The sequence below is a fragment of the Bacillota bacterium genome (assembly GCA_013178415.1).
Taxonomy (GTDB): Bacteria; Bacillota; SHA-98; order Ch115; family Ch115; genus Ch115.
Window position 1 is genome coordinate 340848 of sequence record JABLXA010000002.1, and the last position, 14312, is coordinate 355159.

Sequence of the window (14312 nt, forward strand, 5' to 3'; positions counted from 1 at the left end):
CGCTTGCTGGAGTACCCGTGGTCTACGTCGACTCTAGGGAGATTTCCCAAACTTGCCCGCGGTGCGGGAACGCTTCCTGGTACAACCGTAAGACTCGGGATTGGTTCAGGTGCATCAGGTGCGACTACCGGTCCGACGGGGACAGAGCTAAATATCGCCGCTAGAACGCTCGATGCTCTCGGGGCATGACCCTGGGAGAAAAGGAAGTGTGGCACCCCTCAAGGCCGGGGTGATGATGGCAGGCAACTCCCAGAATGCTGGCTAACCTGCGGCAAATGTATAATGGGGAACCATGAAAAACATAATCGCCAATCTTTAAAAAAGCGAGTAGCGCCCGTATCCCGTATAATGGTGTAAAGAGGAGAAGAAGGGGCTCAAGAAGGAGAAAGGGCCCCCTTGGTAGATGAAGCTTTATTACATCGACTGTTCACCCTTTGTGCCCGGTCGAAAGGCCGGGCATCTCGTTGTCGTCGGCGCCCGATGCCCCGATATTCGGTGCCTGATTTGGTACGATGGAGGCAAATTGTACCTCAAAAAATACCAAAACGAAGGCTGAAAACCCGCGTAAAATCTGTATTTACTGTCGACGATCACGTAATTCCCCCACATAAGAGATAAAAAACGTCACGTAATTCCCCCACCCCCCCGATCATGAAATTCCCCCACCCCTCAATCACGAAATTCCCCCAGGGGGCAATCAAGAAATTCCCCCACCCCGGTGGCGCGCAGTTCCCAGAGACCGTGGACCAGACAGTACGTTCAAGCCGCTTCGGCGAGCTTGACCAGTACCGAGATTACATCGCCGAAGGCCTCAAGACCAACCACATGAGCACAGTATGGCAGCGGCTGTGTGAGGCGACGGGTCTTGACGTAAGTATCAGCACCTTTTGTCGATATGTTCGGGCTACAATGCCAGACGCCGGCCTCAGGCCTGACCAGGTGGTGGTCTATAGACCGGAGGTCCCTCCTGGTGAGGAGGTTCAAATTGACTACGGATATCTGGGAAGATGGTGTCATCCGGTTACCGGAACCACCTACAGGCTATGGGCATTCATCATGGTGCTTGCGTTTAGCAGGCATATGTTCCTCAAGGTCGTCGATCGTATGGATAAGCGTCACTGGCTTGAATGCCACGTTGAAGGCTTCGAATTCTTTGGGGGAGTCGCCCATGCCGGCCTTCGGGCCGGCACCATCGAAAGGATGAAAATATGGCCACGGCGAATGTTATTCTATGAACCGGTTGAAGGAGGTCGGATCTTACTTGGTGCTAAAGAGCCCGTGGGTGTAGTCTGACCTCGGCGACTTGAGGCGCCACGAATTGTTGCTCCCTTTGGGGAAGCACGCAAGGTAGGTAGGTAAGGAGGGATTATACCTACTCTGGGTGTGGAGGCCTGTAGGAGCGAAATTGGGATGCCTAGAGGTCAAAGTGACCATCAAGCAGGCAGGGAATTTTGAGAGTTTCGAGAGGACATAAAAAGCCAAATGAGTGGCCGAGTGGCTACTCCTTGTTATTTATCTTGCTTGCATCTATCGGAGGCCTTCATAAGACCTCATGAAACAAATTTGCATTTAGGTATTTATATTCATCTTCTTTCATGTTATACTTTAATCGTAACGGAAGTTGAAATTATCATTAAAGCAGGAGGACTGGAGACCATGACGCGGGCGGCGGCATACCTGAGGGTTTCAACAGAAGGGCAGGTATGAGGACAAATTTGGACTGGCGGATCAGAGGACGGCCATAGATGGTTTCGCGAAGGCCCAGGGTTTTGAGGTGGTGAGAGTGTATTCTGACGAAGGGATTTCTGGCGCTACAATGGAGCCTGCAGGCTATTGCAGATCAGTTGAACCGCGAGGGGCATACAACGGCGCAAGGCCGTGCGTTCCACAAGATGCAGGTAAAGCGGATTCTGGACCGGAGAGAGTTTTACGAAGGGGAATACCGGTATGCTGGCATAGAAGCCCGGGGAAAACACCAGGCGATTCTGTAAGCGGAGGTGAGAATGTGGAGGCGCTATTAACCACACAAGAGGTGGCTAATATCTTGAAGGTTACCGTGAGGACCGTCTATTCCCTACTGGAAAGTGGGGAACTGCAGGGCGTGAAGATAGGCCGGGTATGGCGAGTTAGGGAAGAGGACCTGCAGGCCTTTCTTTCCCGGCCAGCATTGAAGGGAGAGGAGCAGACATGAGCATTCGTGAGGAGCTTATAAAAGCTATAGAGGCCATGGACGAGGAAAACTTAGAAGCCGTCCTCGATTATGTGCGGCTGCTTCAGGAGCCTGAAGAGGTGGAACCTACAGAAGAGGAACGCACGGCCATAGCAAGAGGCCGGGAGGAGTTTGCCCGCGGGGAATACGTAAGGTGGCGTGAACTAAAGCGAAACGGTGATGCCTGATGTTATCCTATGAGGTGATACTGACCAAGAGCGCACGAAAGACCTATGCACGGCTGACGGCGAAACTTCAGAAGGGCATTGATCGGTGCATCGCATATTTGGAGGTTAACCCGACCTGGGGACCGAACGTAAAGAAGCTTTCCGGGGAATCCGGGTGCTATAGGTACCAGGTGGGCGGTTGGCGTATCCTCTACGAGGTGGACGAACGGGCGCGGTTGGTAAAGATATACGAGATAAGGCCCCGTGGTGATGTGTTCAAACATTGAGGGAGGCCGGGACGATGAGCGTTCGTGAGAAGCTATTGAGGATAATAGAAGCCATGGGCGAGGAGGACCTGGAGGAACTTCTCGAGTACACCAGGTGGCTCTAGGCCGACAAGGTGGGGTTAAGCCCGGAGGAACGGCAGGAGATAGAGGAAGCCAAAGCGGAAATAGCCCGTTGAGAGGTGGTGCCCTGGCGTGCGATCCGGCGGACAAAGGTTTTGGGTTGAACTTTCTCGCAAGGCGCGGCGTCATTATGAGCGGGTAGATACGGATACGGCGGCCAGGCTAGACGCGGCCCTTGAGGCCATGGAGGAGGATCCATTTCTCAGCTCAAGGACCTGCTCGCCTTTTTTCAAATCATTGCGAAATCCGGACTCAATATTTCAAAGCTTCACCAAGATTGAGCCCTCTCATGACCTGGTCTTGGAACACAACGAACATTATGAGGGCAGGCACCATCAGAATTACCACTGAAGCCAGCATGGCCACCCAGTCGGCGTTGTATTGCATGGTGACCTTAAGGAAATACACGGCTGTAGCAAGCGGGTAATGAGCCTTGTTTCTAATGAAAATCAGTGGACCCATGAAATCATTCCACGTGCCTATTGTATTAATGACTGCTACAGTCAAGAGGCCTGGGCGCGCCAGCGGAAGCATGATTCTCCAGAATACCCCAAATTCGCCGCAGCCATCGATGTAGGCAGCATCAGCCAACTCCCGCGGCAGGGTCTTGAAAAACCCAATCAGCACAAAAATGTTGAAGGGGAGACCTGTCAGCGCCAAGATGATGTACGCCCACTGGCTCCCCAGCAATCCAAGGTTTTTCATAAGAATGAAACACGGCACTACCGTCAGCAGGCTTGGGACCATTAGAGAGGAGAGGAAGTAGTAGAGAATAGGGTTTGCCAGGCGAAATTTGAATCGGGCTAGAACATATGCGGCCATTGATGAAAGGATGACCCGTCCCACCACTATGGTCACAGCGTATTTCACTGAATTCATGAAATATAGCAGCATGTTGCCGGTGGTCATAACCGTAAGATAGTTTCTCCATTGCGGAGATTTCGGAAGCGCCCAGACATTACTGAAAAGCTCGGGATTAGTCTTTAAGCTCGAATAGAGTGTCCATATGAAAACAAATATGTAGAGTGAGGATAGGGCAAGAAGTACTACATAAGTGAGGCCTAAAGACGCAATATGCCCAAGACTCCTGCCCACATTGACGCGTCCAGATTTTACTTGCCTGAATTTGACTATCAAAGCAGTCATCATCTATCCCCCTATCCTGCATGTTATAATTCATAAATCTCCGCCGCTCCCGGACGGATCCGGCGCCAGGCGACGCCATTACCCATCAGATCTCCACCGATTCCCCCGATGTGAATCTCCTGGAAAGGATCGTGGCGGCCATGACTATCACCATTACTACCATGGCTATTGCCGTGGCGTATCCAAAGTTGAAATTCTGGAATGCCTGGTAGTAGATATAGGTACCGAGAACAACTGTATTAAGATCTATTCCCACTGCGAGTTCCTTGGCCACAAAAAATATGCCGAACGCCTGGAGATAACCGATCACGGAAAGCACGATCAGGATTCGGAGAATCTCCCAGAGAAGCGGCAATGTTATCTTAAGGAAAATCTGCAGGTTTCCTGCGCCATCAATCTTGGCAGCTTCGTATAGTGAAGTAGGAATTCTCTGCAGTCCTGCTTGAAGATACAGTATCAGCCCGCCGAGTCCTCCCCAGATGACTATTCCCATCATAGAAGGAAAGGCTAGCCTTGATTCCCCAAGCCAAGCACGCTGATATGCCCCAAGTCCTACCGCCCTCAAAATCCCGTTCAACAGTCCAAATTGAGGATTATATATAAATACCCAGACGAGGGCTACTGCCACCTCTGATATTATGGCTGGAAAATAGAATATGGAAATGAAGCCGCGCCTTCCCTTTACCCAGGGAAGATTGAGTAGAAACAAGATGAATAGCGCGAGGAAGTACACAATAGGACCTGCAACCAGGAGAAGCGTCAGATTGTGCCTTAGAGCAAGAGGAAAGACTGGATCTGAGAGGAGCTGCAAGAAATTACGCAATCCTATATATGTCATCTCCCATGAGAGCCCGCTCCACTTGTACAAGACAACCCTAAATGCGCTCAAAACAGGGTAAGCGAAAAAAACCGTATGAAGGGTCATTGGTATAAACAGAAAACTTACAATCAACAGGGTGCGCTGCATTCTTGCGGTCAAAATGTTCGCCTCCCAACCTCGCGGCCCTCTGGCCGATTCTATGCCCACAGTCAATTTTATGAAGCCGGCTCACTCAAAAAAGTGAGCCGGCTTCTACCGAGTAAGTCACTTTCCGAATTTTCTGAGCTGATCCCATGCCTTTTTCCGCAGTTTTATTAGTTCATCCAGGTAGGTTTCCGGGCCCATTTCCCCCGCGAAGAACTTGAACCACAAGGTATTACCTTCCTGCATGTACTTGCTCAGGTTGGCGTTTATATCTCTCGCCTCTTCTTGCCAGTAGGCCTCTGCTGATACAACATGTCCTCCCTCAAGCACCTTCCTAACGCTTTTAGCCCAGGCCGGCATAGGCGAATACCTCATTCCATTCAGCATGGTGGTTTGTTCCACAAAGGCTTGGACCATCTTCTTTGAACTAATGAATTTGAGCCACTCAACCGCGAGTTCTGTATTCTGAGCCCCCGCCGGTATGACGATATTCGGACAGTTTCCTATGACCATAAGATTTTGAATACCCTTGCCCCCGGGAATGGACGGAAAACGAAATACATCCATCTCAAAGCCTGGAGGCGTATTCCCCTTGATTTCGCTATTCAGCCAGGTGCCCATATACATCATGGCTACCTTGCCCTGCGCAAAGAGCATTTGTGCTGCAGGGAATTGGCTTCCGGAATATCCAGGCTGGTAATTTGACATGAAGGTTTCCTTGAACATTTTCAAAGCCTTAAGGAAATCGGGATTCTCCTTCAGAAGGTCTGGATCTTTGAGGGCGGCAAGCTGTGCATCAGGACCCACTATGCGCTGTTCCAGCGGGGTAAATTCTGTGGTGGCGTAGGCAATATCCTTGCCCAGAGGAGATATCCCCATGCCCTTTATTTTCTTCAGAATATTTGTGAACTCATCCCAGGTTTCAGGCGGTTTGAGACCACCCTTCTTGAAGATCGCCACATTATAGTGGAAAACATTAGTGTAATACTGGAAAGGCATCGCCCATATTTTATCCTTGACTTTGACCGAATCTATAAGCGAAGGCAGAAAAGTATCCTTCCATTTACTATCTCCCTCGTGGGACTTCCCTTCCATGGCCTTCGTGAGATCAAACAAAGCCTTTGCCTCTACTGCCTCCAGGAGAGCGGTGGTACTGGTCGCGAAACCCCACCCGTCCATGACATCCGGGATGTCCCCTGCAAGGATGCGCTGCTTTACCGTTTGCCCAAAGGTACGATGTTCTGATTGAATTGTAACCTTGACTCCAGGATGGCTCTTTTCAAATTCCTTTGCCGCAAACTCCAGCCATTTGTAGACGGGTTCATTCTCGTTCCAGTCGCAAGATATCCGGAGAGTCTTCGCAGCCTGCGATATATTTGAAACAAGAATCACAAAGGCGACTGCTGCCGCCATTGCAATGGCAATGGCCGAGGATCTTTTCAAATACACGGCTCTTTCCTCCTCATAATGAATTTAAGCATCCTGATCATAAGTGGCAGTGTGCGGAACGCCATTTGTCTCCCAACCGGGCACTCCATGTCCGACACCGTTTCGATATAGGATACTACTTGAAAGTCAAATGTTCTCACTTCTCGATTCTAGACACCACCCCCATGCCGTAACCGTCTTATCGGTTATGGAAGAAATTTGTGTGTTGCTTCATTCCAATCCTTGCTGCATCCCTTGTCCATGATCTGAAATAGGCTTGACTCATCCTTGACTCATCGCGGATTACTGTGAAATTCGGTTAGGACACTCAAAACTTCAACGATAAAAATCAGCTAAATCAGTCACCATAAATCTCGGCTACCTTTTTGGGCGTATCATCGTGCCTCGCATGGCTCAAAGGCGGCAAAGATTCATGCGCACTGACTTAGTACAGTTTTCCATAAACATGGTGACATGTTTTACACTCTCGCGTGGTACAGTGGTCTGGGAAAGGAGAGGATATTGTGCCACGCGATAGCTCTTACGCAATCATTCCTTAATATAAGGAACGTAGTGAACTGGAGTCAAAGACTCGACAGTATTCGCTGCCGTATGGAAATCATCCTTCCGATATGGCAGAGATTTGTATGTATGCTGCTTCATCCAATTCGGTTATATCCGTCTTATCCCCATAATTCATGGTGAACTCCCTCAAATAGGGCTTGGCGTAGTATACCCATTTTTGCAGCTAAAGTAACTTTTTCATTTCATCCCTCCCTAGTAAGGTAGGAATTTGCCCATATAAGGAACACTGGCGCCCTTTGGGGGAATCTTCTCACACTACCAATCTAACCATACCACACCTTGCGGGTTTCTGTCAAGGATAATTTTACTAAGAAAAATTTACATCCAGTTGCGATCATAATTGATATCGACTTAGGATTTCCCGCCCTTATTAGGAGAATTTCGGCGATATATTTCTTTACTGGAACTAAGGTTGTGTCTTCGGCACTGCGGAGGGATCCTGATGTTCATCAAGTCGTGTATTAACAAGCCTAGCCAATAACCCCCGATCGCTTGCGACTGGGATGAATGGCGCGGGGTGGTCTGAGGACGAGATTGCATCCTCTCCTCAGGGTAGCGTCGCCGGGAAGCCTCGCCGCTTGCGGTGGGGATGTTCACTTACCAAAGACCTTTTCATATTCCGGGATCATACGTCGCTGGAGATTCCCCAGTGCTTCCGTGGGTGTTTGCTTAAGCGAGATTATATAACTGCTTTGTAAACCAAGGAGTTCCCCAATGACCTTTGACCACAGAGGCGGACTGGGGTTGGCCTTTGGTATTTGTATCAGGAGCGCTTTGACTAAACTCTTTGGGGGTTCGCGGCGGATGACTTCCTTGATTGCGTCCCCGTTCGTCGAGAACATTGCGGTTCCGGTAGCATCATAGAAAGATAGTTGAGCCTCCGCTAAAGCAAGCCACTTAAGGAACTCCTTGGCTTCCTTAGGATGTTGTGCTCCTTTGGGTATGATGTGGGCGGTTCCGCCCGACCACGTTCCATTGCGTCCCCCCCGGAGCATGCGGAACCTCAACGACCCTCACCTTTAGATCACGACGGTCCGTTTTCAGAAGTCTAAGCATGGGATTAGAGCAGTCCGCGCTCATCGCCAGTCGTCCTGAAAGAAAAGAATCTCCCGATCCAGGGTCAAGGGGATTATATAGCTGGGCATACTTTTGAACCCATTCGAATGCTTTAATGTTTTCCATCTTATCGAGGGTCGGACGTTTTGTGTTGGCGTCATATAATTCACTGCCGAATGCCCAAAACCAGCCTGCAGGATACCAGTTTCCAAGCCATGGGATGAAACCCACACGATTGAATTTACCTGACGCATCTCTCTTGGATATTTTAGCTGCCATTTCGTCTAACTCTGCAATACTTACTGGCGCCCGTGTTGCATCTATCCCACACTCCTCTAGCATGTCAACATTCAAGAACAGACCCCTTGCATCCGTGCGCCAGGGAATAGCCCACACATGTCCGTCGAATATGACTTCTTGGCACTGACCTGGAAAAATATTCTATTGAGTGTTTCGACAGGGAACAGGTCATCTAGTACTACTCTGTTAGATATGGATAGAAGGCCAGCTAAATAGTATATAGGATAGGTGGAGGTGCTTGTGGGGGATGGAGAACATCGAGGCAACGCCCCTATCCTGTATATGAGGTATACAAGGGACTTGAGCGGTATTTTAGGCTGTTTAAGAGAGAGGAAAGCATCTGGTCGCTTTGTCGATACGTCGTCGGATTGCTGGCTGATGTTGCGCGTAAGACATGTCAGGGGATTGCCGATGCGATCCCGGGAACGTCGTCATAGAGGCTCCAGGAGTTTCTCACCAACACGGACTGGAGGCATGATAGCTTCAACCGCGAGAGAGTCGAGTACATGCCGAAGAAGGCAACTCACAGAGATGGGAGCATGATAATAGACGATACCGGGCTTCCGAAGCAGGGCAAGAGTTCGTGTGGTGTAGCCCGTCAGTATTCCGGTACTCTGGGCAAGGTCGGGAACTGCCAGGTGATAGTCAGCACGCAGTATGCTGATGACATGTATAAACGGCGGTAATCAGAACTTTCTCGATGGACTGGAGGAAAGGGGAAAGAAGCTCGTGGGCGGTATCCCTTGTGACTTTCAGGTGAGGATACCGGAGGAGATGGAGACAGCGGCGAAAAATCCACCGCCGTATGAGCAGAAGACGGGCCGTCCCAGGAAGAATCCGTATCCCAACCAACTTGCGCCGCGCCGCAGGGTGGACGATATGGCGAAGAGTCTACCGGAGGGTGCGTGGGAGACAATAACCTGGCGAGAAGGGAGCAAGGGTCTCTTAACGAAGCAGTTCGCTTTCATGAGGGTGCATAGGACCACCAATCGCAGGGGCACGGGGCCCATCGGATGGCTTATATGCGAGCGTCCCTTGCCCGGTCATGAAGGTGACCGGAAGTGGTACCTTAGCAACCTCCCGGATGATACGCCCCATGAGCGACTGGTTCAGCTTGCGCACAGGCACCATGAAATCGAACGTTATTACGAGGATGCGAAGAAGGAACTGGGCCTTGACCACTATGAGGGCAGGCTCTGGCACGGGCTGCACCGACATTTGGTGCTTGTGATGTGGGCGTACTCATGGCTTGCGCTAAAGCGTAGGCCGAGGCTAGAACACGGAGTAGACACTGAGGTGGATAGCAAGATGGCATCAAGTGAGCAACCCGCAGAGATGGTGCCAAACGGACAACCTGTAGAGAAGGACTTTTCCCCCCTACAGGCTTGTTAGGCTAAGTATTGCTGCCGTCAAGAGAAAATTCCTTGCAAAGCTAGCCCTGGCTGCAGCAGCCTGGATGGTCTACAACCACGAACTGGCTCTCTACCAGGCATTCCGCATCTAACAAAGTAGTACTAGGAATATGCTCGAGAACCCCTGTTACAACTCGTGCTTTCCTCGGTGAAAGGATCATGTTTACAATAATACCCTGGCTGGATGTTACAGTTTCTTACCCTGGCCCGATCAGAGGCCCTCTTTCGTCATGAAAAATACGTGTTCCCCCCGTCTCTTTTTGCTGTTTTCCATCATTTTCCTTAAGAAGGGCATACTGCTCCCTGAACTGCCACTGCCCTCATTATCGCCTTGATGTTGTTCAAAATCCCGCACAAGAGAAACTGAAACTTTACCTTCTTTTTCCCTATATACCTCGCCTCCCTTGCCCCATGCCGGGTAAGATGGCTATTCAACCTCTCTACATGGACCCGCTTCACATATATATCCTTAAATTCTTCCGTCTTCTGGTATTCCCTCGCCTGCTGAATCTCCGGCTCGTATGGATTTATCCTGATACATCTGCCGCTTTTGCCTGTTGTACACTTATCCTTCTCAGGACAGCTATTGCATACTCCGGCGCCAAAGGAGACTGTCGCCCCTTTGCGCTCTTCGATGCACTTTACATCAAACCCTGCCTCCTGACCCGCAGGGCATGTCACTGTCCCCGCTTCGGTATCTATCTCAAACTCGTCCTTTGTGTATAGACCATCTCTTTCGGGAATAGGCGGGGCCTTCGCTACTATTGTCGTCCCTTTCTCCCTCTCCTCTTCCGCCATTTTGGATCAAAGTAGGCCGAGTCCCCCAAGAGCTCCTCAGGCCTGCGCCCCTCTTTCTCCTGCTCTTCAAGCATTTCTGGAACAGGTTCCTTGTCCGCAGCATTGGCCGCAGTTACCTCTACTCCAGCTACAAGCTGGCCATTCTCACCACAGGTAATTGTGTGCTCTTTGAACCCATCTACCTTCCTGGAACTCGTCTTATGACCATGCCGCATCTTCGGATCTGTTATGGATATCACCCTGTCCTTGCAAGTCCCCTTTATCATCTCAACTCGACCGTCTTCAGCAATCCTAACGTCCTACTTCGCTACCCTCTCGAGAAAATCCACCGCATCCGCGAGATCCCCAGGCATGGGCTCCTTCTCCCTTGCCTTCTTCACAAGATTAAGCGCATCCCAAACCAGACTCTCCAAAAGCCTTCTCTTTTCTTCCCCATCGCTCCAGTCTATCTTGGGCTTACCAGATTTCTCATAATCATCCCGCTTCAAAACACTCTTTAGCTCTTCCTCCATCCCGTGACACCGCGCTATCCGCAGCACGCCCTTGCGAATCAGGGTATACGTATCCTGAACAGCACCTTTACCCCATATCATGAAGGAGTCTACAACCTGGAGGTTCTCCTTGGAAAAAAGCCCTGCCGCCTTTGCTGATTAAAGGGTCTTATTGAGAATCTCCTGGCCAATTTCGCTATTGAGAAAGAGTCTTCTGTGATCGCACAGGGTTACGGCATCGATGCCCCCGAAATTGCGGTTGGCCATTATGGCAAACTTGACTCTGTCGTCATAGCGGGATTCTTCCTCCATCTCCCGGTCTGAATATCCTTTCTCAAGCTGGATGAGGAGCGCGGCCAGGGTATGGACAGGGCTTATGGATGGACGCCCCGTATTGCTGAATAGCGGCTCGAAGTCCTTTTCGCTTAAGTTCTTCTCAATCCACTCATGTAGTTTCATCCAGACAGAATCCTTGGGAATGCGCTCTCGCCAGAGGACATCATCGAAGGTTACCTGAGTATCCCGCTTGCCCAACATGTAGCCATACCCCCGGTTGCATGACTATTTACTAAAGAGATTATACCCGATACCAAGCGTTATTGCAAGCATTTGCGAGAAATGTGCATAAAATTGAGGATTAGATACCCGTGATCGTCACACATGTTTCAATCCTACCGAATCCGAAATTTAGGTAATCTGCCGACTGCCAATTATTCCATGGACTGCCTCCAGAGGATGACTTTCCGAGCATATTCCTAGGTTTGCCTTCAGTTTAATCTATGAAGGCATTTTCTTCCCTTAGTTTTTCCTGCAACCTTGAGCTCGGTACCTCCCGGACCGGGATACCCCCCTTTACCGCCAGGGCTGCAGCTGTACCTCCAGCATGTCCGGTGGCCATGCAACATGGCATGATACGGATTGACGCCAGGGCCTCGCTTGTGCAGGATATACACCGTCCAACCACCAGCATGTTGGAGAGGCCCTTAGGGATCAGCGCTCTGAATGGTATCTGGTAATATTCCCTTGGCCGCTGGGAATTTACACTGGCCAGGCGCCCTGCTTCCTTGCTCTTCGTGTGTATGTCAATGTGGTAGGCGTTCGCTGCAATCGCGTCATCAAATCGGCGTCCGGAGATAACATCCTCTAAAGTGATCGTATACTCCCCAAGGATCCTTCTACTTTCCCGGACGCCTACCTGCATGGCTGTATCGATGAGAAAGGCATTTTCACATCCGGGAATGTTCTTGCGGAAGAAGTTTACGATTTCCTGGGCATACTTTCTGCCGAGCATCTCCGCTTTTGAAACGTCAGAGGGAGACAAAGGGTCGAGGTCGAAGATGTGAGACATATTCACTGCGATTACCCCCCTCTGCCCGGGAATGTACTCTGCGGCTCCAATACCCGTGGCGTCAAAGCTAATCTCCCCTGCTTGCCTAGACTCGAGGATCTTCTCTCTGTACTTGAAGTTCCCTTCCCAACAGTAGACGCTCTCATTGATCCCTCCAAGTCGGCAAAGCATGGTCATCGGTTGAACGAAACCCTCCGGGTCTGTCCCCATCTCCCATAGAGCGCCGGCTTTCACAGCCAGGTCCCCGTCTCCCGTAGCGTCTATATAGACTGCTGCGGATAGGCTTTGAAGCCCGGCCTTGTTGGCTACAGTTATGTCCCGGATTAACCCTTCCTGAGCTCTGGCCTCTACACAGATGCTGTGATATAGAACCTCTGCGCCAGCTTCCTCTAACATGCAGTCCAGTATGATTTTGAGGGTCTCCGGGTTAACGGGGATAAAACCATGTTTGCGTGGAAGCGCTCCTCCGGCTGCTATTGTGTTCTCCAATATCTCTTCGGGTATACCCCGGATTATCCTTTGCTTACCATCATCGAAGGGCCCCCAAAGGCAGAGTAATCCCGCGGTAGCCTGGCCCCCGGAGCAATTTTCCTTTTCCACGAGAAGGGTTCTACATCCATTTCGTGCAGCGGCGATTGAGGCAACTGCTCCTGATGCTCCGGCACCAACAACTATGACGTCGTAGTTGCTAGTCATGTTCTCAGATCCCCTCTTTCCTCTGGCGCTGGCCCCCTACCTCTTTCATGGGAGGGCGTCAGCGCCTTCTAGCCTTACGCTTATGATTGGATTCCCCGGACCTTTGATGGTCTAAACTAAGCTATTGTTTATCTAACAACGCCTGGACTATTTGGTGATATTGCTGAAGCAGGTTCGCGGGACTCTTTGCTCCAGCGATCGCCTCCCCATACAGCTTTGCCAGATACACATCCGTGATTTCGGTCCACTGCGGAATCTTGGGAGGAGCTAAGGTTATTGACATTGAGGCAATAACTTCCTTCCAGAATAAGTAGGGACTTCTTGCCGTCCCCTGATATGGGCAGGGTTCCGTTGGTGACACACCACTGGATGAAATACCAGGACCAAGTGGTTAAGGCTGCCGCCTGCTGTAGCTCATTTGCACTTGAGGATTTCACCAGTTTTTTTGAAACATCCAGGAACTCTAACCACGTAGTTGGGGGCTTATCGGCATCCAGGCCCGCTTCTTCGAACAGATCGAGATTATAGAAGAACATCAACGCCCCGCCGAGCGCGAACATTGGAATAGCCATTACCTGCCCGCCATAATTCACCGACTCATATTCGCCTCTGAACCAGATATCCGGTTTAATTTCATCACGATCCAGAAAACCGTTTAGTGAAAGCAGACAGCCGGATTGCACGAACACTGGAAGATCGGGGACCCTTATAGTCATAACATCCGGGGCAGCTCCCCCCAGCGATTTGGGTAAGGAATTTCTGGACCATGCCACCCTGCGACACGAGTTCTGCCTTGATCTCGATATCTGGGTTTTTCTGATGGAACTTCTTGATCAGCTCGTCTAGTTTCGCCATTCTCTCAGGCCCACTCCATACATGGTAGTAATTCACCGTAATTTCGGCCTCTGCCAGATTGCCTGCGACCAAGAAGACGAGGGCCATTAACACTAGAGATTTTCCCTTTTACTTTTCTTCCCCCCGATTCTTTTAGAACCTATTCGGGAAGTTCCGCCGGGCACTATACCTAGCTTTCCCGGCCTGTTGTTCTCCGGATTACTTCCGCCAACTCACTCATAAATTCCCTCTAGACTCCTCCCTACAAAACACAGCGTCATCCTCAAATCTCTTCCCCTCTTTTCCTAATTCCACCAACCGCCCCCACATGGAAATGATCCTTTCGATATGGCAGAGATTTGTATGTATGCTGCTTCATCCAATTCGGTTATATCCGTCTTATCCCCATAATTCATGGTGAACTCCCTCAAATAGGGCTTGGCGTAGTATACCCATTTTTGCAGCTAAAGT

General features: G+C 50.4%; 18 protein-coding genes and 1 pseudogene. 8 read left to right on the forward strand and 11 right to left on the reverse strand.

Going from position 1 to position 14312, the window contains the following annotated elements; translation table 11 throughout:
* The first annotated feature begins 17 nt into the window (after window positions 1-17).
* The 6 genes from HPY52_02925 (at window position 18) to HPY52_02950 (ending at window position 2663) form a co-directional block, all read left to right on the forward strand.
* On the forward strand, window positions 18-164 hold the full coding sequence (locus HPY52_02925) for a transposase (protein ID NPV79220.1): 147 nt from the start codon (window positions 18-20) through the stop codon (window positions 162-164).
* 487 nt (window positions 165-651) lie between these two features.
* A complete protein-coding gene (locus tag HPY52_02930; protein ID NPV79221.1) occupies window positions 652-1293 on the forward strand; it encodes a hypothetical protein in 642 nt (213 codons plus the stop codon).
* 494 nt (window positions 1294-1787) lie between these two features.
* A complete protein-coding gene (locus HPY52_02935) occupies window positions 1788-1991 on the forward strand; it encodes a hypothetical protein (protein ID NPV79222.1) in 204 nt (67 codons plus the stop codon).
* A 14-nt stretch (window positions 1992-2005) separates the two neighbouring features.
* Window positions 2006-2191 carry a helix-turn-helix domain-containing protein gene (locus HPY52_02940; protein ID NPV79223.1) on the forward strand — a complete coding sequence of 62 codons (186 nt, stop codon included), beginning with the start codon at window positions 2006-2008 and terminating at the stop codon, window positions 2189-2191.
* Window positions 2188-2397 carry a hypothetical protein gene (locus HPY52_02945; GenBank protein ID NPV79224.1) on the forward strand — a complete coding sequence of 70 codons (210 nt, stop codon included), beginning with the start codon at window positions 2188-2190 and terminating at the stop codon, window positions 2395-2397. The genes HPY52_02940 and HPY52_02945 overlap by 4 nt, the downstream gene beginning before the upstream one ends.
* Window positions 2397-2663 (forward strand): type II toxin-antitoxin system RelE/ParE family toxin, encoded by a 267-nt coding sequence (locus HPY52_02950; GenBank protein ID NPV79225.1) that lies wholly within the window; start codon window positions 2397-2399, stop codon window positions 2661-2663. The genes HPY52_02945 and HPY52_02950 overlap by 1 nt, the downstream gene beginning before the upstream one ends.
* Before the next feature lie 372 nt (window positions 2664-3035).
* On the opposite strand, the gene HPY52_02955 is transcribed toward HPY52_02950, so the two are convergent.
* From HPY52_02955 to HPY52_02975, 5 genes are all read right to left on the reverse strand, one after another.
* Complete coding sequence (locus HPY52_02955; GenBank protein ID NPV79226.1) at window positions 3036-3929, reverse strand: carbohydrate ABC transporter permease; 894 nt, start codon at window positions 3927-3929, stop codon at window positions 3036-3038.
* 85 nt (window positions 3930-4014) lie between these two features.
* The gene (locus HPY52_02960; GenBank protein ID NPV79227.1) at window positions 4015-4908 is read right to left on the reverse strand and encodes a sugar ABC transporter permease; all 894 of its coding nucleotides are present in this window, start codon (window positions 4906-4908) and stop codon (window positions 4015-4017) included.
* A 105-nt stretch (window positions 4909-5013) separates the two neighbouring features.
* Window positions 5014-6342: an extracellular solute-binding protein gene (locus HPY52_02965; GenBank protein ID NPV79228.1), complete on the reverse strand. Its 1329-nt coding sequence runs from the start codon at window positions 6340-6342 to the stop codon at window positions 5014-5016.
* Window positions 6343-7499: 1157 nt separating this feature from the next.
* The gene (locus tag HPY52_02970; protein ID NPV79229.1) at window positions 7500-7913 is read right to left on the reverse strand and encodes an extracellular solute-binding protein; all 414 of its coding nucleotides are present in this window, start codon (window positions 7911-7913) and stop codon (window positions 7500-7502) included.
* Window positions 7825-8316: a hypothetical protein gene (locus tag HPY52_02975; protein NPV79230.1), complete on the reverse strand. Its 492-nt coding sequence runs from the start codon at window positions 8314-8316 to the stop codon at window positions 7825-7827. Before HPY52_02975 ends, HPY52_02970 begins: the two co-directional genes overlap by 89 nt.
* A 386-nt stretch (window positions 8317-8702) precedes the next feature.
* Here HPY52_02975 and HPY52_02980 point away from each other — a divergent pair.
* Window positions 8703-8948: pseudogene (locus tag HPY52_02980) on the forward strand (IS701 family transposase).
* Window positions 8926-9654, forward strand: a complete 729-nt coding sequence (locus tag HPY52_02985; protein NPV79231.1) for a hypothetical protein — start codon at window positions 8926-8928, stop codon at window positions 9652-9654. The pseudogene HPY52_02980 and the gene HPY52_02985 overlap by 23 nt, the downstream one beginning before the upstream one ends.
* A gap of 302 nt (window positions 9655-9956) precedes the next feature.
* On the opposite strand, the gene HPY52_02990 is transcribed toward HPY52_02985, so the two are convergent.
* From HPY52_02990 to HPY52_03015, 6 genes are all read right to left on the reverse strand, one after another.
* Window positions 9957-10472: a hypothetical protein gene (locus HPY52_02990; GenBank protein NPV79232.1), complete on the reverse strand. Its 516-nt coding sequence runs from the start codon at window positions 10470-10472 to the stop codon at window positions 9957-9959.
* Entirely contained in the window at window positions 10436-10738 is a 303-nt protein-coding gene (locus HPY52_02995) for a transposase (GenBank protein NPV79233.1), read from the reverse strand. The genes HPY52_02990 and HPY52_02995 overlap by 37 nt, the downstream gene beginning before the upstream one ends.
* A 33-nt stretch (window positions 10739-10771) precedes the next feature.
* Complete coding sequence (locus HPY52_03000; protein ID NPV79234.1) at window positions 10772-11065, reverse strand: hypothetical protein; 294 nt, start codon at window positions 11063-11065, stop codon at window positions 10772-10774.
* A gap of 57 nt (window positions 11066-11122) precedes the next feature.
* The gene (locus HPY52_03005) at window positions 11123-11500 is read right to left on the reverse strand and encodes a transposase (protein NPV79235.1); all 378 of its coding nucleotides are present in this window, start codon (window positions 11498-11500) and stop codon (window positions 11123-11125) included.
* Between the two features lie 235 nt (window positions 11501-11735).
* Window positions 11736-13007: an FAD-dependent oxidoreductase gene (locus HPY52_03010; protein ID NPV79236.1), complete on the reverse strand. Its 1272-nt coding sequence runs from the start codon at window positions 13005-13007 to the stop codon at window positions 11736-11738.
* A gap of 128 nt (window positions 13008-13135) precedes the next feature.
* The gene (locus tag HPY52_03015) at window positions 13136-13723 is read right to left on the reverse strand and encodes an extracellular solute-binding protein (protein NPV79237.1); all 588 of its coding nucleotides are present in this window, start codon (window positions 13721-13723) and stop codon (window positions 13136-13138) included.
* Between the last annotated feature and the right edge of the window lie 589 nt (window positions 13724-14312).